Below are 20,083 nucleotides of genomic sequence, written 5' to 3'. Positions count from 1 at the left end.
GTCTACTGGAGTAGACATCGTATCGCCCGAATCGACTTGAACTTGCAGACCGTTACGGCAGGTAAGAAGATCTAAAACCGTCCACTATGTCTCCGAACATGTGTCCACCATGTCTCCGGTACATACACTCCCGGAGGGAGAGGGGACTGACCGAGTTGTCTTGAGCGATTCACCGACCTGATGCATCGAGTCGACTATGGATTCAGTGAAGATCTTTCAGGTCGGTGTCATTCTGAAATATCCCCCAATCAGTCCCCTCTCCCTCCGGGAGAGGGTTAGGGTGAGGGTGCTTTTCGCTTTTCAGACCTTGAACTGATTGATCAACCGCCGCTGCTGCTCCGCCAGTTTGGTCAGATCCGCGCTCGCCGAACTCGACTCATCCGCGCCACCCGCCACTTCATTGGCCACTTGCCCAATGTTGATCACGTTGCGATTGATGTCATCCGCCACTGCACTCTGCTCTTCAGCCGCGCTGGCAATCTGCGTGTTCATGTCGTTGATTACCGATACCGCGTGAGTAATCGTCTCCAGCGCTTGAGCCGCTTTCGCCGCGTGCTGCACGCTTTCATCAGTGCGGTTCTGGCTGTCCTCCATGACCCGCACGACATCGCGGGTGCCCTGTTGCAGTTGCTGGATCATGGACTGGATTTCTTCAGTGGCTTTCTGGGTTTTCTGCGCCAGATTGCGCACTTCATCCGCCACCACGGCAAAGCCGCGACCCTGCTCACCGGCACGCGCCGCTTCAATCGCCGCGTTCAGCGCCAGCAGATTGGTCTGCTCGGCAATCCCGCGAATCGCCGTGAGAATCGCGTTGATGTTCTCGCTGTCCTTGGCCAAGGTCTGCACCACATCGACAGCCTTGCCGATTTCCAGCGCCAACACGCCAATCGAATCGGACGTGTCACGCACGATCTGCATGCCCTGACTCGCCGCCTGATCGGCATGGCTGGCCGCTTGCGCAGCCTGCGTAGCGTTACGCGCGACGTCCTGGGCGGTGGCGGTCATTTCCTGCACCGCCGTGGCGACTTGATCGATCTCAGCCATTTGTTTCTGGATGCCGATGTTGGTGCGAATGGCAATGTCGGCGGTGTGTTCCGAAGAATCGCTGACGCTCTGCACCGACGTCACCACTTGGGTGATCATCGCCTGCAATTTAGCGAGGAAGGTATTGAAGCCCTTGGCGATCGAGCCCAATTCATCGCTGCGATCACTGCTCAAGCGTCGGGTCAGATCACCTTCACCCTGAGCAATGTCATTGAGCATGGCGACCATTTGCTTCAGCGGTCGGGCGATGCCGTGGCCGACCAGCCAGATCACCAGCAGGCCAATGCCGGCGATGAGCAGACCGACCATGGCCATGCCGAAGGTGTCGGATTTACGCTGAGCATCCAGATCGGCCTGTAGCTTTTGCAGATCCGCCATCACCGCGTTGAGCGGCAGTTGCAACATCAACGTCCAGCGCGCGTCGGTCTGGCCGATGCCGAACGGCAGGTACAACTCGATGCGGCCCTTGTCCTTGTTGACCGAGTAAGTCACTTCGCCGCGTTTGAGATTGGCCAGGTTGCCGATCTGCTCGGCGTCGAGGATATCGCTGACTTTTTCGCCGAATTTGCTCGGGTCCTTGGTGTAGGCAACGATCCGCCCGTTGCCGCCGATCAGGGCCATCTGCCCGGCACCGCTGTACAGTTTCTGGTTGGCGCCGAGGAGCATTTCCTGAATGAAGTTCACCGACAAGTCAGCACCGACGATGCCCTGGAAGGCGCCGTTGAGCATGATCGGTTCAATAAAGGAGGCGAGCATGACGATCTTGTCGCCGACCTTGTACGGCGCCGGATCGATCACGCAGGCTTTCTTCGTTTCCTTTGAACACAAGTAGTACTCGCTGGCGCGCACGCCGGTGGACAGGGTTTTCTGGTCGTCGACGTCGACCAGTTTGTCCAGGCCGAGGGTGCCGTCATCGTTGCGGAACCACCACGGCAGGAAGCGCCCGTTGGCGGCATCGATACCGACCACGCTGGTGCCGACGTAGGCCGCGTCATTGTGGTCCAGGGCGTTCTTTTCCCAGCCGATGTAAGTGCCGAGAATCTTCGGGTTCTTTTCGACGTTTTCTTTGATCAGGCTGATCAGTTGTTCGCGGCTGACGCTTAGGCGCGGCTGGCCATCGGCGCCCGGCGTACCGAGCAGGGCGTTGACTCGCACCAGACCGCCGGCGATCAGCAGCGGCGCTTCGAGTTCGCGCTGGATCTGGCTGACCTGGGTTTGTGCCAGCGAAGTCAGGCGCTGTTCGATGACTTGCTCGAACTGCGCCTGAGTGCGCTGCTGCACCATTTCTTGCGTGCGCGCGCCGGAAAACAGCGCATACAGCACCAGCGCGGCCACCACGCTGAGCACGATGGCGCCGGCCAGGGCGGCAACGGAAAACTGGATCGACTTGAACTTCATGGGAGCTCCGCACGCAAGAGGACGTCTGCGCAGATGTATCGGCAGGCGGCATTGGGCCATGAGTGCGAGCCGGTGCAATTGCAAGCCGATGTCGCAAATGGATCAGTGCGCGACGCAGTTGCACGGGGCTTGGTGGTGGCTGTGAATTTTTTACGACAGGCCAAGTGGGAAACGTCTGAAAGTCGCTGCAACACGTCCGTTGTATCTGGCGTCGATACAATTACCCGCCTAGGATACGCGACAGGTTTTCAGGGAGCTTTTGAATGAACAAGACATTGGTTGTAAGTGCACTGAGCGCAGCGCTGTTGCTGGTCGGTTGTCAGTCGGTCAACACCACCAGCGGCGGCGCCGTGGGTGTCGAGCGCAAGCAGTACATGTTCAGCATGCTGTCCTCGCAAGAGGTCGACCAGATGTATGCCCAGTCGTATCAGAAGACCGTCGGCGAGGCCTCCAGCAAAGGTGTGCTGGACAAGACCAGCCCCGAGGCCAAGCGGGTTCAGGCGATTGCCAACCGCCTGATCGCCCAGGCGCCGAACTTCCGTCCGGATGCGGCGCAATGGCAGTGGGAAGTCAATCTGATCAAGAGTGATGAACTTAACGCCAACTGCGGGCCTGGCGGCAAGATCATTTTCTACACCGGGCTGATCGACAGCCTGAAACTCACCGACGATGAAATCGCCGCGGTCATGGGCCATGAAATCGCCCACGCCCTGCGCGAACACGGTCGTGAAGCGATGTCCAAGGCTTACGGGATTGAAATGGCCAAGCAGGGCGCAGGTGCGTTGCTCGGTCTGGGTCAGGACAGTCTGGCGCTGGCCGACACCGTGGCCAATTACGGCATGACCCTGCCGAACAGTCGCGCCAACGAAAACGAAGCCGACCTGATCGGCCTGGAACTGGCCGCACGCGCCGGCTACAACCCGAACGCCGCGATCACCTTGTGGAACAAGATGAGCAAGGCGTCGGAGGGTTCGCCGCCGGAGTTCATGAGCACTCACCCGGCTTCGACCAGCCGGATTGCCTCGTTGCAGGCGGCGATTCCGAAGGTCATGCCGCTGTACGAACAAGCGCCTAAATCCTGAGTCGGTGATCGTTCCCACGCTCTGCGTGGGAATGCCTCAAGGGACGCTCCGCGTTCCAAAAGGGACGCAAAGCGTCCCCGGCTGCATTCCCACGCAGAGCGTGGGAACGATCCTTCTCTCAGGGTTAAACCCAGCCACTGCTCTGCATTGCCTTGTACACCGCAACGATCGCCAGAATCATGAATGCCGAGGCCGCGAGGCGACGGATCAGGGTCAGTGGCAATTTGTCTGCGGCGAAGTTACCTGCCAGCACCACCGGCACGTTGGCAATCAACATACCCGCCGTGGTACCGATAATAACCAGCCACAGATCCGGGTATTGCGCGGCCAGCATTACCGTGGCGACCTGGGTCTTGTCGCCCATTTCGGCGAGAAAAAACGCAATCAACGTGGTCAGGAAAGGCCCGAACTTGCGCGCGGTACTGGTTTCATCGTCGTCCATTTTGTCCGGGACCAATGTCCACAGCGCCGTGGCCGTAAAGCTTGCGGCGAGTATCCAGTGCAGCGTCGCATTCGAGAAGAAACTGCCGAACCAGGCGCCGACCGCACCGGCTGCTGCGTGGTTGGCCAGGGTCGCGGCGACAATACCGGCAATGATCGGCCAGGGTTTGCGGAAGCGAGCGGCGAGAATCAGCGCGAGCAGTTGCGTCTTGTCGCCGATTTCGGCCAAGGCAACGATTGCGGTGGGAACGAGTAACGAGTCCAGCATCAGGATTTCCTAAGGGGCGGGTCGACACGGCTATGACACGTACAGCCTTCCCGCCCCGGGTAAGGTGTGCGTGTCATAGGTCTTGTCAAACCCTGCGATCCGTCTGCTGCGGACGCTTGGGTCGCATACGCCATGATCTGAGGATCAAGTATGTTGACGTATGCCGGACGAGCTTGGCGCTCGTGGGAGACTACTCCCCTAGGACGGAGCGGATTCTGCCTAGGCAAATCCGTTTGGGCAAGAACAAATTTTCAGCCGCGCTTGGCCCGGTAAATCCGGAAACCATTGCCTTCAGCCTTGATTGCGCACACACCCAAATGCTCTTCGATCAGCGGCTGATACTTGAGGAAGCTGTTCGCCACCAAGCGCAGTTCGCCGCCGTTTTTAAGATGTTTCGCTGCTTTTCGCAGCAAGTTCTCGGTGGCGAAATAGTCGGTGTGCACGCCGACATGGAACGGCGGGTTGCTCAGAATCGCGCTCAAACCCATCGGCGCGGCATCGATACCGTCACCGGTCAGCACTTCAGCTTCCAGACCGTTGGCCGCCAACGTCAGACGGCTGCTGGCGGCAGCGAACGCATCCACATCCAGCAACGTGACCTGATTGTGTGGGTAGCGACGTTTGACCGCAGCCCCCAGCACGCCCGCGCCGCAACCGAAGTCGAGCAAATGGCCGCTCGGCAGTTTGTCCAGATGCTCCAGCAGCAGGGCACTGCCGCGATCCAGGCGACCGTGGCTGAATACGCCCGGCAGGCTGATGACTTTCAGCGGACCCTCGGCCAAAGGCAATTCATAGGTCTGCGCCAGGCTTTCCAGGGATTTTGCTTCCGGCGCGTTGGCTACGGTGACTTGCCAGAGCTGGCAATGACGCGCGCTGTCGAGCTTGCGCGGTTTGCCGAACGGGTTGAGCTGCTTGGACGCGCCTTCGATGCCGCTGCGTTTTTCGCCGACCAGAAACACTTCCCTGCCGGCCAGACGCGAAGCCACGGCGTTGAGGATGTAATCGGTCAGGTCCTTGGACTTGGGCAGAAACACCACGGCGCTGTCGAACTCGCGCTCCGGGATGTTCACGCCGAAATGGCTGCGACCTTCGAAGCGAGCGTCCAGCGCGGCTTGATCGCCGGCATGCCAGCACCAGCCGAATGCGTTGGGCAGGCGCCCGAGCAAATCGTCGGCGGGCAAACCGGCCAACAGCAACGAACCTTGAAACAACTCGGGTTGACGAAGCAGTACTTCACTGCGCGGATCCATAACTGCTCCTCAAAAAAAAGTGCCGCAGTTTATCAACTGACGACACGCAGCGCCTTACCGCTGAAAAACGCCTGGGCGTTTTCGGTCAATTGGCCGACGATGCGCTGCCGTGCCTCGCGGCTGCCCCAGGCGTTGTGCGGGGTGACAATCAGGCGCGGAATGTCCGCCGCGAGCAACGGATTGCCCTGGGTCGGCGGCTCGACGCTCAACACATCGGTAGCCGCGCCGCCGAGGTGACCGTTGCGCAAGGCATCGGCCAGCGCTTGCTCATCGATCAGTCCGCCGCGTGCCGTGTTGACCACGAATGCTCCGGGTTTCATCGACGCCAATTCGCGGGCACCGATGAAGTGGCGGGTGTGTTCGTTCAGCGGGCAGTGCAGGGTGAGGGCGTCGATCTGCGGCAACAGCTCATCCAGTGGCAAGCGATCCGGGCGGGCTGGGCGCCCGGGAATCTGCCCGAGCAGCACGCGCATGCCGAACGCTTCGGCCAATCGCGCCACGGCGCCGCCGAGTTCGCCATGCCCGAGCAAGCCGAGGGTTTTGCCTTCCAGCTCGACAATCGGGTAGTCGAGCAAACAGAACTGTTTCGCCTGTTGCCAGCGACCTTCGCCAACGGCTTTCTGATAATCGGCCAGACGCGTGGCGAGGTTGAGCAGCAGCATGATCGTGTGCTGCGCCACCGACGGCGTGCCGTAACCTTGGCAGTTGCACACGGTGATGCCGTGAGCGCGGGCGGCAGCAAGGTCGACGTTGTTGGTGCCGGTGGCGGTGATCAGGATCAGTTTCAGCTCGGGGTTGGCGGCCATCGCGGCGGCGTCGATCAGGATCTTGTTGGAAATGGCGACGGTGGCGCCATGCAGGCGTTCGCTGACTTGCTCGGGCAAGGTCTGGGCGAACAGCTGCAGATCGCTGAAACACTCGCGCAACGGACTGAGGTCGAGGTCGCCGAGATCCAGCGAAGGGTGATCAAGGAATACCGCGCGGCGCGTGTTCGTCATCAACTGTACCTTTTGTGCTGTGAGCGTTGGGCGTAATCTGCCGAGCCTACCAGATGAAACAAATTGATACGCCTGGCCGAAAGGAGCCCCCATGTACTGGACCGAGTTCTTGACCGTTGCACTGATCCACTTGCTGGCCGTCGCCAGCCCCGGCCCGGACTTCGCCGTGGTAGTGCGCGAGAGCGTGACCCACGGGCGCCGCGCGGGCACCTGGACGGCACTCGGTGTCGGCACGGCGATTTTCCTGCACGTCGGTTATTCGCTGCTCGGCATTGGCCTGATCGTGTCGCAATCGATTGTGCTGTTCAACGCCTTGAAGTGGGCGGCGGCTGCGTACTTGCTGTACATCGGCTTCAAGGCATTGCGCGCGCAACCGGCGAAAACCGTCACCGATGATCTGCACAAAGAGGCTGGCGTACGCACCGCTCGCGGCGCATTCACTTCAGGCTTCGTGACCAACGGCCTGAACCCGAAAGCCACACTGTTCTTTCTGTCGCTGTTCACCGTGGTGATCAATCCGCACACGCCACTGGCCGTGCAGGCCGGTTACGGGATTTACCTGGCTGTCGCAACTGCGATTTGGTTCTGCCTGGTGGCGATGCTGTTCAGCCAGCAACGGGTGCGCGCCGGTTTCGCCCGCATGGGCCACTGGTTCGACCGCACCATGGGCGCGGTGCTGATTGCTCTCGGCGTGAAAATCGCGTTCACCGAGATGCATTGATCCTACTGTGTAGGAGCTGCCGAAGGCTGCGATCTTTTGATCTTGATCTTAAAAAACAAAGTCAAAAGATCGCAGCCTCGTTGCACTCGACAGCTCCTACACGAGTTCGCTGAGCTTGCTCAGGTTATTCAGGTATTCGCGGGGATTTTCCCCAAGCAAACGGCGAAACATCGCGCTGAACGCCCGCGCGCTGCCGTAACCCAAATCCCGCGCCACACGCTGCACGCTGTCCCCGGCGAGCAGGCGCGGCAGGGCTTCCATCAGGCGCAGCTGCTGGCGCCAGGCGTTGAAACTCATCTGCAATTGCTGCTGAAACAGCCGTGCCAACGTGCGTGAGCTGGCGCCAACCTGCTGCGCCCAGTCTTCCAGCGTATTGGCGTGATCCGGGGTGTGCAGCAGCGCCAGACAAATGTTTTGCAGACGCCGGTCAGTGGGCATCGGAATGTGCAGCGGCAGGTTCTCCAGGCTGGCGAGTTCTTCGAGCATCAGTTGCTGGATCAACGGATTGTCGGCATGCGGCGGCCCTTGCACGGCACGCAGGATCAGCTCGCGCAGCAGTGGCGTCACCGCCAATACACAGCACTGTTGCAGGCTGGCGGGCGACAGCTCAGGGGCGATGAACAGCGAGCGCATCTGCACATCGCCACTCATGAAAATCTCGTGCGCCACCTCGGGTGGAATCCACACCGCGCGACTCGGCGGAATCACCCACGCACCCGATTGCGTGACCACGCGCATGATCCCGCTGACCGCGTACAACAACTGCGCCTCGCGATGCAGGTGCAGCGGCTGGTGCGCGCCATCCAGATAATCCCGGGGGTAGGCACTCACCGGGCCGTGTTCGAAGTGGCTGATCAACATGTCTGATTCGATGACTTGCTTGGCAGGAATGCGCTTTACGGCCAACTTAGCATAAGCGCCACACAACAACGTAAAGCGTGCCGCCATGAATCAATCTCGCAATGTCATTCGCTATATCAACGCCGCGCATGTGATCGATCACATGTTCATGCTGATTTTTCCCGCCGCCGTGCTTGGCATGACTCAAGCGTTCGGTCTCGATTACGCCGCACTGATCGGCTTGTCACTGGGCGGTTTCATTGCCTTCGGCGCTTGTTCACTACCCGCTGGTTGGCTGGGTGATCACTGGAGTCGGCGACAGATGATGCTGGTGTTTTTCTTCGGCATTGGCGCTTCGGCGATCTTCACCGGGCTGAGCAACAGCCCGAGCATGCTGGTGATCGGCCTGACCCTGATCGGTATTTTTGCGGCAATTTATCACCCGGTCGGCACGGCAATGCTGGTTGCTTACGCGCAGAACCGTGGCCGCGAAATCGGCATCAATGGCATGTGGGGCAATCTGGGCGTGGCGTTTTCTGCGTTGATCACGGGGTTGTTGGTGGCGCAATTCGGTTGGCGATCGGCGTTTCTGATCCCGGGCGCAGTGGCGATTGTGCTGGGGGTTGGTTTCGCTTTGCAGGTGCGTGAAGAACCGATTCCGAAGCGTGCGCACACACCACTCAAAGGTGCCGCCGGTCAGCGTATTTCGATGATGATGGTGTTCGGCGTGCTGGCGTTGGCCACGGCCACCGGCGGTGTGGTGTTCAACGCCACCACCATGACCTATCCAAAGCTGTTTCAGGAGCGTTTGCATGAGCTGTTCGCTTCGCCGCAAACCCTCGGCGTGGTGGTCAGTCTGGCCTATGCCTTCGGCGCGGTCGCGCAGTTGAGCATTGGTCGGGTATTGCATCGGCTCAGCCTGAAATGGCCGTTCATTGTCCTGACGCTGTGCCAGGCACCGTTGCTGTTTGCGCTGGCCTATGCCGACGGCTGGGCAGTAATTGCCCTCGGTGCAGCGTTCATGTTCGTGGTGTTCGGGCAGGTAACAGTCAACGATGCGATGGTTGCCAACTTCGTCGCCCCGCAATGGCAATCACGGGTGTTCGCCCTGCGTTACTGTTTATCGTTTGGTGCCAGTGCGACGGCGATTCCGCTGATTTCCTATGTCGAACCGCGCCATGGTTTTGTAGGCCTGTACTTGATTCTCGCGGGTTTCGGCGCGTTGACCTTCCTTGCTGCAGTCGTATTCCCACGCACGCCTTCTGAAGAGGCAGTAGGACAAACGGCCTGACCGAAGACGAAAACCGGCAAATGCTGGCGCAAAGCTAGCATTTGTACGGCTTTGCAAATCATTCCTTTGGCTGATTTGGCTGGCGTATAAGGGTTCTAGAGTACCAATCTCTACGCCAACACCGTGCAGTCAGAAAAGGGATTCTTATGTTGCAGACTCGCGTCATTCCCCCGGCCGATGGGGCCTACCAGTATCCATTGCTGATCAAACGGCTGCTGATGTCCGGCGCCCGTTACGAGAAAACCCGCGAGATCATTTACCGCGACCAGATTCGCTATAGCTACCCGACCCTGATCGAGCGCGTGGCGCGGTTGGCCAACGTGCTGACGGCGGCCGGTGTCAAGGCCGGTGACACCGTGGCGGTGATGGACTGGGACAGCCACCGTTACCTGGAATGCATGTTTGCGATTCCGATGATTGGCGCGGTGATCCACACCATCAACGTGCGTCTGTCGCCTGAGCAGATCCTCTACACCATGAACCACGCCGAGGACCGCTTTGTGCTGGTCAACAGCGAGTTCGTCGGGTTGTATCAAGCGATCGCGCCGCACCTGACCACGGTCGAGAAAACCCTGCTGCTGACCGATCTGCCGGAGAAAACCGCCGATCTGCCGAATCTGGTCGGCGAGTACGAGCAACTGCTGGCCGCTGCAAGTCCGCAGTACGACTTCCAGGACTTCGACGAAAACTCGGTCGCGACCACGTTCTACACCACCGGCACCACCGGCAACCCGAAAGGCGTGTACTTCACCCATCGGCAACTGGTGCTGCACACCATGGGCGTGTCGACGATCATGGGTTCCATCGACAGCGTGCGCCTGCTTGGCACCAACGATGTGTACATGCCGATCACGCCAATGTTCCACGTTCACGCCTGGGGTCTGCCATACGTGGCAACCATGCTCGGACTCAAGCAGGTTTATCCGGGCCGCTACGATCCGGAGTTTCTGGTGGAGTTGTGGCGCAAAGAGAAGGTCACCTTCTCCCACTGCGTGCCGACCATTCTGCAAATGCTGCTTAACGCCAAAGGCGCACAAGGCACCGATTTCGGCGGCTGGAAAATCGTCATTGGCGGCAGCGCGCTCAATCGCACGCTGTATGAAACCGCGAAGGCCCGCGGGATTCAGCTCACCGCCGCCTACGGCATGTCGGAAACCGGACCGCTGGTGTCCTGCGCGCACCTCAACGACGAACTGATGGCCGGCACCGAAGACGAGCGCACCACTTACCGAATCAAGGCCGGTGTGCCGGGGCCGCTGGTGGAAGCGGCAATCGTCGACGGCGACGGCAATTTCCTCCCGGCCGACGGTGAGACCCAGGGCGAACTGGTGCTGCGCGCGCCCTGGCTCACCGAAGGTTATTTCAACGAACCGCAGAAGGGCGCCGAACTCTGGGCCGGCGGCTGGTTGCACACCGGTGACGTCGCCACGCTCGACAGCATGGGCGTGATCGACATCCGCGACCGCATCAAGGACGTGATCAAGACTGGCGGCGAGTGGATCTCCTCGCTGGACCTCGAAGACCTGATCAGTCGTCACGTCGCGGTACGCGAAGTAGCAGTGGTGGGGATCGCCGATCCGCAGTGGGGCGAGCGCCCGTTTGCCTTGCTGGTGATCCGTGAAGGGCATGTGATCGGGGCACGCGAGCTCAAGGAACACCTCAAGCCGTTCGTGGAGTTGGGCCACCTGAGCAAGTGGGCAATCCCGAGTCAGATCGCCCTTGTTACCGAAATTCCCAAGACCAGCGTCGGCAAGCTCGACAAGAAGCGCATCCGCCTCGACATCACCGAATGGCAGGCCAACAACAGCACCTTCCTCTCGACACTTTGAGTGTCTGCTGGCGCGCCGAAACCGGCGCGCCAGACCCACCAAGCAAGCGCTTGGCTTGTGAAATCGAAAAAATCAGCCATCCTTGCCGTGCCGACATGCGTCGGACTGGCGAAAGGACTGTTCCAGAGTGGCCGGCAGCTGCAAATCACACTTTAGAGGGATCAAGCAGTACCACCTGCTGGCTATAGTCCGCTCAAGGATTTTTAAGAACGGAGCACACGCACAAATCGGGGCGATGCATCTTTGGAGTGATTTCGGGTTGTCTCTGGCACCCGGTCCTTCAGGCGTTTTTAAAAGTACTCACTGCCATAACAATAATGCACATGGAGTAGCGTCGATGACCTCAGTAAACCAGTTCTGGCGCCGGGCGAAACTGCCTCTGGCGGTCAGTCTTGCCTCTTCGCTCGCCGGGCCCGCATTCGGCGTCAGTTTCAACGTCGGTGAAATCGAGGGCCAGTTCGACTCGTCCCTGTCGATCGGTGCCAGTTGGTCTACTCAGAGCCCGAACAAGAACCTCATCGGCGTCAACAACGGTGGCCACGGCCTGTCGCAGACATCCGATGACGGTCACGCCAACTTCAAGAGCGGTGAAACCTTTTCGAAGATCTTCAAGGGCATCCATGACCTTGAACTGAAATACGGCGACACCGGCGTGTTCGTCCGTGGCAAATACTGGTACGACTTCGAACTCAAGGATGAAAGCCGCCAGTTCAAGGACATCAGCGATTCGGGTCGCAAAGAGGGCGCGAAATCGTCCGGCGGGCAGATCCTCGACGCCTTCGTCTACCACAACTACGCGATTGCCGATCAGCCGGGTTCCGTGCGTCTGGGCAAGCAGGTGGTGAGCTGGGGTGAAAGTACCTTCATCGGCGGCGGCATCAACTCGATCAACCCGATCGACGTCTCCGCGTTCCGTCGTCCGGGCGCCGAGATCAAGGAAGGCCTGATCCCGGTCAACATGTTCTACGTGTCGCAGAGCCTGACCGAAAACCTCTCGGCTGAAGCGTTCTACCAGCTGGAATGGGACCAGACCGTCGTCGATAACTGCGGCACGTTCTTCTCTCAGCCGGACATCGTTGCGGATGGCTGCGACAGCAATCTGCGCGTGCTGAACAAGCGTTCGCAGATTCCGGCGATTGCCCTGGGGCCTCTGGCGGGCGCAGGCGTCGATGTCAACGAAGAAGGCGTGCTGGTGCGTCGCGGCCCGGATCGCGATGCCCGCGACAGCGGTCAGTGGGGGGCGTCCCTCAAATACATGTTCGAGCCACTCGATACCGAGTTCGGCGCCTACTTCATGAATTACCACAGCCGTGCGCCGATCTTCAGTGCGACTGGTGCACCGCAGTCTGTCTACAACACTGCGGCCTCGCTGCCGGGGCCATTTGCCGCGCTCGCGCCACTGCTGGTAGCGGGCAACTCGAACTACTTCATTGAATACCCTGAAGACATTCGCCTTTACGGTCTGAGCTTCTCCACCACCCTGCCTACCGGTACGGCGTGGAGCGGTGAGATCAGCTACCGTCCGAACGCGCCGGTGCAACTGAACTCCACCGACATCCTGTTCGCCGGTGTGCGTCCGATCGGTGGTGCACTGACCAACGCTTCGATTCTCAATGGCGTGCCGGGTCAGGACCTGCACGGTTACGAACGCAAGGAAATCACCCAGATCCAGACAACGTTCACGCACTTCTTCGACCAGGTCATGGGCGCCAGCCGTCTGACCCTCGTCGGTGAAGTCGGCGCGACCTACGTCGGCGGCCTGGAAAGCCGTTCCAAGAAGCGTTATGGCCGCGATCCGGTGTATGGCCCGGGCGAGTTGCCGGCCACTGGCACAGCCAACACCTGCGCCAACATTCTCAACGCCAGCACCATCAACGGTGCAGGGCCGGGTTCGCCGCAGAACAACCGCAGCCGCAATTGCGACAACGACGGTTTCACCACATCGATGTCGTGGGGTTACCGCGGTCGCGCCATCTGGGAATACAACGACGTCTTCGCCGGTGTGAACCTCAAGCCGAACGTGGCCTGGTCCCACGACGTCAGCGGCTACTCGCCAGGCCCTGGCGGCAACTTCGAGGAAGGTCGCAAAGCGGTCAGCCTGGGCGTTGATGCCGAATACCAGAACACCTACACCGCGAGCCTGGCTTACACCAACTTCTTTGACGGCAAGTACACCACTGTGGATGACCGCGACTTCGTTGCGCTCAGCTTCGGCGTGAACTTCTAAGCACTGCATTCAGGACGAACGAATTTATGAAAATAACAAAGAGTCTGTTCCACGCCGGTGTTCTGGGCCTGTCGCTGCTGGCGACCGGCGTCATGGCCGCCGTGCCTGCTGCCGAAGCCGACAAACTGGGCAAGAGCCTGACGCCGATGGGCGCCGAAATGGCCGGTAACGCCGACGGTTCGATCCCGGCGTGGAAGCCGCTGCCGAAGAACGCCGGCTCGGTCGATAGCAAGGGGTTCCTGTCCAACCCATACGCCAGTGAGCAACCGCTGTTCACCATCACCGCGAAAGACGTCGACAAGTACAAGGACAAACTGGCGCCAGGTCAGTACGCGATGTTCAAGCGCTACCCTGAAACCTTCAAGATGCCGGTCTATCCGTCCCATCGCGGTGCGACCGTGCCGGATGACGTATTCGCCGCCATCAAGAAAAACGCTACCACCACCAACCTGGTGTCCGGCGGCAACGGTCTGGAAAACTTCGATACCGCGGTGCCTTTCCCGATTCCGAAAACCGGTGTGGAAGTCATCTGGAACCACATCACCCGTTATCGCGGCGGCAGCGTGACCCGTCTGGTGACCCAGGCCACGCCGCAACCGAACGGCTCGTACAGCCTGGTGTACTTCCAGGATCAGTTCGTGTTCCGCGACAAGATGAAGGACTACGATCCGGCGAACCCGGGCAACATCCTGTTCTACTTCAAGCAGAAAGTGACCGCGCCGGCACGTCTGGCCGGTGGTGTGCTGCTGGTGCACGAAACCCTCGACCAGGTGAAAGAGCCACGTTCGGCGTGGGTCTATAACGCCGGTCAGCGCCGTGTCCGTCGTGCGCCACAAGTGTCCTACGACGGCCCGGGTACTGCGGCGGATGGCCTGCGGACTTCCGACAACCTCGACATGTTCAACGGTGCGCCGGATCGCTACGACTGGAAGCTCGAAGGCAAGAAAGAGATGTACATCGCCTCCGACAGCTACAAACTCGACGATCCGAAACTGAAGTACGCCGACATCATCAAGGCCGGCCACATCAACCAGGACCTGGCGCGTTACGAGCTGCGTCGCGTCTGGCATGTGGTAGCAACCCTGAAGGAAGGTCAGCGCCACATCTACGCCAAGCGTGACTTCTACATCGATGAAGACACCTGGCAGGCTGCGGTGATCGACCACTACGACGGTCGTGGCCAACTGTGGCGCGTCGCTGAAGCACACGCCGAGAACTACTACGACAAGCAAGTGCCGTGGTATGCCCTGGAAACCCTTTACGACCTGCAGTCCGGCCGCTATCTGGCACTGGGCATGAAGAACGAAGAGAAGAGTGCCTATGACTTCGGCTTCACCGCTACCACCAGCGACTTCACCCCGGCCGCCCTGCGTCAGGATGGTGTCCGCTAACCCGTTGTAACCCGAGGCCGCATCCTCGTGAAAACGCCCCGACTGGTTCGGGGCGTTTTTTTTTGCTTTTGTAGGGGGGGAGCCACAGGAGGGTGTAGCCTTTTTGTAGCCATTTGTAGCAGCAACCTTCATAACCGGTTCGTTTAAGGCTAGTCTGCGGACATCTGCAACGCCGCCAACAGCAATTCGAACAAGAGCCGGCCATGACTGATCTGTCCCCACTTCCGGGTCCCGCAAGCGTTGCCGTCGCGGCACTGGACGGGCGTTTTTTTCGCCCGCCATTACCCGACGGCTACGTGTTGCGACCACGCCTTTGCGAGCGCCTGCAGGCCGGGCTCGGTGGGCGGCTGTTGCTGGTCAGCGCCCCCGCCGGGTTCGGCAAGAGTTCGCTGGCGGTGGAGTTCTGTCAGAGTCTGCCGGCGCACTGGCAAAGCCTCTGGCTGGGCCTGAGTCCTCGCGACAATGACCCCGGTCGCTTTCTCGAACGTTTGCTCGAAGGTTTGCAGGACTATTTTCCGCAATTGGGCAGTCGCGCACTCGGCCTGCTGAAAATGCGCCAACGCCATCAGCCCTTTGCCTTTGAAGAATGGCTCGACGGCCTGCTTGATGAGCTGGCGCTGCACCTCGATCCTGCTGCGCCGTTGCTGCTGGTGCTCGACGATTACCATCTCGCGCAAGGTCCGGTGCTTGATCGTTGCCTGCAGTTTTTCCTCAATCATCTGCCTGATGGCTTGCTGGTGATGGTCACCAGTCGCCAGCGCCCGGACTGGCATCTGGCGCGCTTGCGTCTGTCGCGGCAGTTGCTGGAGTTGCATGAGCAGGATCTGCGCCTGACCCATGACGAAGCGCTGACCTTGCTTGATCGTCATAGCAGTTCGCTGCGCGGCGAAGCTCTGGAAAACCTGATTCAGCGCAGCGAAGGCTGGGTGGCCGGTTTGCGTTTCTGGCTGCTCGCGGTGTCCGAAGCCGGCAGCGATGCGGCGCTGCCACAAGCGCTGAACGGCGGGGAAGGGCTGATCCGCGACTACCTGCTGGAAGAAGTCATCGATTGCCTGCCAGCCGAAGTGCAGGCGTTCCTCTATGAAACCGCACCGCAAGAGCGTTTTTGCAGTGAGTTGTGCGATGCCGTTCGTGAGGCCCACGACAGCGCCGAGATTCTGCGTTTCCTGTTGGCGCATCAGGTCTTTCTGGTACCGCTGGATGAGCATGGGCACTGGTATCGTTATCACCATTTATTCTCTGATTTATTGCGCAGCCGGCCGATTGCTCAGGCGATGGTGCCGACGGCCACGCTGCACCTGCGCGCCTGTCGCTGGTTCAACGCGCAGGGTCTGCTGGATGAAGCGGTTGAACAGGCGTTGCGCGCCGGTCACCTCGATGTCGCCGCGAATCTGGTGCAGAACCTCTCGGAGGAGCAACTGCTGGCCGAGCAAAACGTCGGCATGCTGCTGCGCTGGAAAATGGATTTGCCCGACAGCCTGCTGATCAGCACGCCGCGGCTGATCGTTCTCTACAGTTGGGCGCTGGGGCTGGCCTGCCAGCTCGATGCCGCCGAAGAGTTGTCCAGCCACTTGAGCCGCTTCCTGCCGGCACCTTCCGCCACCGCGCAAAAATCGATGCTGGCGCAATGGCTGGCACTGAGCGGAATCATTGCCCGGGGCCGCGGCCATCGTGAGCTGACGCTCAGATACTGCAGCGAAGCCCTGGAGAGTCTGCCGGCCAAACGTTATGGCCAGCGGCTGATGTGCTTATCGACCCTGTCCAATCTGGCCATTGCCGATGGCGATCTGTGGCGCGCCCGTGGCCTCAACCGTGAATCCCTGGAGCTGGCGCAGCGCGTCGGCAACCCGTTGTTCGAAGCGTTGGCGCACTACGATCGTGCGCGGGTGTTACAGGCACGCGGTGAAATTCTGCGCGCACTCGATGAAGTCCATCAGGGGCTGGAACGGTTGCGCGGCCTGTCGCCACAACGTTTGTATGCGGTGCGCGCGCGGCTGACCCTGTACGAGGGTTTTCTGTTGGCGATGCGCTTGCAGCCTCAGGCCGCACGCGTGCGCTTGTTGGCCGGGATCGGCGAGGCACGGGCCTGTCGCGACATCAGCGTATTGATTGGCCATTGCGTGATCGCGCGTCTGGATGGCAGCAGCGGCGAGTTCGCCAAGGCCTTTGCCGAACTGGCCGAAGCCGAACGCCTGATGCACATCTGGGACGTGCCGCCGATCTACTATCTGGCAATGATCACGCTGGTCAAATGTGAGTTGTGGCTGGCGCAGGGCCGCACCGATCTGGCCGAGGCGTGGCTGGCGCGGTTGGGCCAGACCTACACCGGCGAGCGCGCCGCTGCGCCGCCGGAGTTTCACCCCCAACTGCCATTGCACGTGGAGCTGCAACAAGCGCTGCTCGACATGACGCGCGGCCAGCCGATGCTCGCCGAAGGGCGGCTGGACGTGCTGCACGAAAACGGTCAGCAAACCGGGCGCCAGTTACTCAGCGTGATGGCGTTGACGCAAAAGGTGGCGTTGCTACTGGCGGGCGGGCGCGAGCCGGAAGCACGCAAGACGTTGAGCCAGGCGCTGGAGCTGGCGGCCGGCGGGGTGTTGCAGCCATTCGATGGATTGGCCAAGGAGCACACGGACTGGTTGCGTGGGCAATTGCTGGCGTTCCCCGGACTGGCAGGCCAGCAACTGCTCAAGCATCTACCGCCAGCGCCGCCTCGGCAGATGCCGGAGTCCACGGTCACCGAACAGCTCAGCAGTCGCGAACTGGCCGTACTGCGGTTGATTGCCCAGGGTTGTTCGAACCAGGAAATCAGCGAGCAATTGTTCATTTCGCTGCACACCGTGAAAACCCACGCCAGTCATATCAACAGCAAGCTGGGGGTTGAGCGGCGGACGCAGGCAGTGGCGCGGGCCAAAGAGCTGGGCCTGTTGGCCTAGGAAATAAAAAACGTGGACAAAAAAAACACCCCGCGATGGCGGGGTGTTTTCATTTTTCAGCTTCGAATGTTTCAGGCAGCTAAGGGATCAGACGATGACGTCGTTCGCACTGAGCGAGTTGACGCCCACCACTTGCACTTCGAAGTGCCCCCCAGCGTCTGCGCTCAGGTTGCCCGACAGGACGTTATCTGCAAAACGCAGTTGCCCCAGCCCGGTGAATTCATTGGAGCCAATGAACGTCAAGTGTTGGTAGCCGAGGGTCATCGGGTCAATGTCGAATTTGGAGAAATCGATTTTGTCCCCTTCCAGAGCGTTGAAATCGGCAATGACGTTCTGCGAGGAGCTTGTTCCGAATTCCTTTCCGAGATTGATCATGTTAGTGATGGCAAAGGTGTCAGCCCCGGTACCGCCCGTCAACGTGCTATGTCCCCACCCACCGTACAGTGTGTCGTTTCCTTCCCCACCGAACAGTTTGTCGGTTCCGCCATTGCCGCCGAGTACGTTGTTGCCGGCGTTCCCCGTCAGAATGTTATCGAGGTTGTTGCCCCACATTGTCAGGTCTGCGCTGCCGAGCAGGGTGCCGTCCTCGACGTAATCCGAAAGGTTGTAGTCGACCGAAGTGCGGATCAGGTCGTGACCGCCATTCTGGAACTCGAAGATGAGGTCATTGACGTTATCCACAATAAAGATATCGTCGCCACCCTCGCCAATCATGCGATCAGCGCCGAGACCGCCCGACAGGATGTTGTTGCCATCGTTGCCGTGCAAGACGTTTTCCAGGGCATTACCTGTCAGATTCAGGTTGGCACTGCCAATCATCTGACCATCTTCGACGTTGTCCGCCAGTGTGTAGTCGATGCTGGTGTTGACGGTATCAATCCCCTCATCCGCGAGTTCAACGATAACGTCGTTGATGTTATCCACGTTGTAGACGTCATGCCCGGCTCCACCAATCATGGTGTCTGCGCCTAGCCCGCCATCGATGTAGTTGGTGGCGGAGTTGCCTGTGATGGTGTTGTCCAGCGCATTGCCGGTGAGTGCACCCCACGTGTCGCCAAACATCGTCAAGTCTTCGACATTGGCGCCGAGGGTGTAGCTGATACTGGTTCTGACCAGATCATGCCCTTCGCCGATCTGCTCGATCACGACATCGTTGATGTTATCCACAACGTAGGTGTCGTTGCCGGCGCCACCGATCATGGTGTCGGCACCGGCTGCGCCATCGAGCGTGTTGTTGCCGGCGTTGCCAGTCAGCACGTTGTTCTTTTCGCTGCCAGTACCATTGAGGTTTTCGCTACCGGCAAGGGTGAGATTTTCAATGGAGCTGTCCAGGGTGTAGTCGATGGACGCTATCACCTGATCGACGTCGTTGGGCATGGCACCCATATCAAAAATGAAATCAAAGGCATCATCGACATAGTAAGTGTCGGAACCAGATCCCCCCATCATCAGGTCATGGCCCTGTCCCCCGTCGAGGATGTCATCACCGGCACCGCCTTCGAGGGTGTTATTGCCGCTGTTGCCCGTGAGTATGTTGTTCAGGCTGTTGCCGGTGCCGTTAAGGCTGGCGGTCCCGGTCAGGACCAGGTTTTCCAGGTTGGCACCCAGTGTCCAGTTGATCGACGAACGCACGGTATCGATCTCGTTGGTCAGGGTGCTGGTTTCGCTGATGGTGTCGCCGACGTTGTCGACGACGTAAGTGTCGTTGCCCAAGCCACCTATCAGGGTGTCGGCACCGAGGCCGCCGTCGAGGTAGTTGTCGCCGGCGTTACCGGTCATGCGGTTGGCAACATTGCTGCCGATGCCGCGCAGGTTGGCCGTGCCGACGAACAGCAGATTCTCGACGTTGTCACCGAGGGTGTAGTCAATGGAGGAGAAGACCCGGTCATAAGCGGTAGGCGAAGCGTCGGTTTCGATGATCACATCGCCGATGTTGTCGACGTAGTAGGTATCGACACCATCGCCACCGATCATGGTGTCGGCGCCAATACCGCCATCGAGGGTGTCGTCACCGGCGCCACCGTCAAGGATGTTGTTGCCGCTGTTGCCCGTGATCAGGTTGTTCAGGCTGTTACCGGTGCCGTTAAGGCTGGCGGTCCCGGTCAGGATCAGGTTTTCCAGATTGGCACCCAGTGTCCAGTTGATCGACGAACGCACGGTATCGATCTCGTTGGCCAGGGTGCTGGTTTCGCTTATGGTGTCGCCAGCGTTATCGACCACATAAGTGTCGTTGCCCAGCCCGCCCATCAGGGTGTCGGCACCGAGGCCGCCGTCGAGGTAGTTGTCGCCGGCGTTGCCGGTCATGCGGTTGGCAACATTGCTGCCGATGCCGCGCAGGTTGGCCGTGCCGACGAACAGCAAGTTCTC

The 20,083-nt window shown here is 60.0% G+C and carries 12 protein-coding genes, 2 pseudogenes and 1 riboswitch; of the genes and pseudogenes, 7 read left to right on the top strand and 7 right to left on the bottom strand.

What is annotated here, in order from left to right:
• Window positions 1–300 precede the first annotated feature (300 nt).
• Both CKW38_RS30645 and CKW38_RS30640 read right to left on the bottom strand, forming a co-directional pair.
• Entirely contained in the window at window positions 301–1,044 is a 744-nt protein-coding gene (locus tag CKW38_RS30645) for a methyl-accepting chemotaxis protein (RefSeq protein WP_371857958.1), read from the bottom strand.
• 111 nt (window positions 1,045–1,155) lie between these two features.
• A pseudogene (locus CKW38_RS30640) lies at window positions 1,156–1,353 on the bottom strand (HAMP domain-containing protein); the annotation flags it as partial.
• A 1,352-nt stretch (window positions 1,354–2,705) separates the two neighbouring features.
• Between CKW38_RS30640 and CKW38_RS08440 the strand changes: the two are divergent.
• Entirely contained in the window at window positions 2,706–3,524 is an 819-nt protein-coding gene (locus tag CKW38_RS08440; RefSeq protein ID WP_095112426.1) for a M48 family metallopeptidase, read from the top strand.
• Between the two features lie 124 nt (window positions 3,525–3,648).
• Here CKW38_RS08440 and CKW38_RS08435 read toward each other — a convergent pair whose 3' ends face one another.
• The 3 genes from CKW38_RS08435 to CKW38_RS08425 form a co-directional block, all read right to left on the bottom strand.
• A complete protein-coding gene (locus CKW38_RS08435) occupies window positions 3,649–4,233 on the bottom strand; it encodes a TMEM165/GDT1 family protein (RefSeq protein WP_007912813.1) in 585 nt (194 codons plus the stop codon).
• Window positions 4,234–4,321: 88 nt separating this feature from the next.
• A riboswitch (yybP-ykoY riboswitch) is annotated at window positions 4,322–4,444 on the bottom strand.
• A 40-nt stretch (window positions 4,445–4,484) separates the two neighbouring features.
• A complete protein-coding gene (locus CKW38_RS08430; protein WP_016985162.1) occupies window positions 4,485–5,483 on the bottom strand; it encodes a class I SAM-dependent methyltransferase in 999 nt (332 codons plus the stop codon).
• Between the two features lie 32 nt (window positions 5,484–5,515).
• Complete coding sequence (locus CKW38_RS08425) at window positions 5,516–6,481, bottom strand: 2-hydroxyacid dehydrogenase (RefSeq protein ID WP_095112424.1); 966 nt, start codon at window positions 6,479–6,481, stop codon at window positions 5,516–5,518.
• A gap of 91 nt (window positions 6,482–6,572) precedes the next feature.
• Between CKW38_RS08425 and CKW38_RS08420 the strand changes: the two genes are divergently transcribed.
• On the top strand, window positions 6,573–7,202 hold the full coding sequence (locus CKW38_RS08420; RefSeq protein WP_007912807.1) for a LysE family translocator: 630 nt from the start codon (window positions 6,573–6,575) through the stop codon (window positions 7,200–7,202).
• A 96-nt stretch (window positions 7,203–7,298) separates the two neighbouring features.
• On the opposite strand, the gene CKW38_RS08415 is transcribed toward CKW38_RS08420, so the two are convergent.
• Window positions 7,299–8,063 carry a helix-turn-helix transcriptional regulator gene (locus CKW38_RS08415; protein WP_007912805.1) on the bottom strand — a complete coding sequence of 255 codons (765 nt, stop codon included), beginning with the start codon at window positions 8,061–8,063 and terminating at the stop codon, window positions 7,299–7,301.
• An 85-nt stretch (window positions 8,064–8,148) separates the two neighbouring features.
• Here CKW38_RS08415 and CKW38_RS08410 point away from each other — a divergent pair, with 85 nt between their 5' ends.
• The 5 genes from CKW38_RS08410 to CKW38_RS08390 all read left to right on the top strand — a co-directional run bounded on the left by CKW38_RS08410 (window position 8,149) and on the right by CKW38_RS08390 (window position 17,716).
• Entirely contained in the window at window positions 8,149–9,333 is a 1,185-nt protein-coding gene (locus CKW38_RS08410) for an MFS transporter (protein WP_007912803.1), read from the top strand.
• A 146-nt stretch (window positions 9,334–9,479) separates the two neighbouring features.
• Entirely contained in the window at window positions 9,480–11,162 is a 1,683-nt protein-coding gene (locus CKW38_RS08405) for a fatty acid--CoA ligase (protein WP_007912801.1), read from the top strand.
• Window positions 11,163–11,499: 337 nt separating this feature from the next.
• Window positions 11,500–13,389, top strand: a complete 1,890-nt coding sequence (locus tag CKW38_RS08400) for a DUF1302 domain-containing protein (protein WP_095112422.1) — start codon at window positions 11,500–11,502, stop codon at window positions 13,387–13,389.
• A 26-nt stretch (window positions 13,390–13,415) separates the two neighbouring features.
• Window positions 13,416–14,780, top strand: a complete 1,365-nt coding sequence (locus tag CKW38_RS08395; protein WP_007912796.1) for a DUF1329 domain-containing protein — start codon at window positions 13,416–13,418, stop codon at window positions 14,778–14,780.
• A 203-nt stretch (window positions 14,781–14,983) separates the two neighbouring features.
• Window positions 14,984–17,716 (top strand): LuxR C-terminal-related transcriptional regulator, encoded by a 2,733-nt coding sequence (locus tag CKW38_RS08390; RefSeq protein WP_095112420.1) that lies wholly within the window; start codon window positions 14,984–14,986, stop codon window positions 17,714–17,716.
• A gap of 87 nt (window positions 17,717–17,803) precedes the next feature.
• Here the strand turns inward: CKW38_RS08390 and CKW38_RS30175 are convergent.
• A pseudogene (locus CKW38_RS30175) lies at window positions 17,804–20,083 on the bottom strand (calcium-binding protein); the annotation flags it as partial.

The sequence above is a fragment of the Pseudomonas sp. Irchel 3H7 genome (assembly GCF_900187605.1).
In the GTDB taxonomy this organism is placed as follows: Bacteria; Pseudomonadota; Gammaproteobacteria; order Pseudomonadales; family Pseudomonadaceae; genus Aquipseudomonas.
This window is presented reverse-complemented; position numbering and strand designations above follow the sequence as displayed.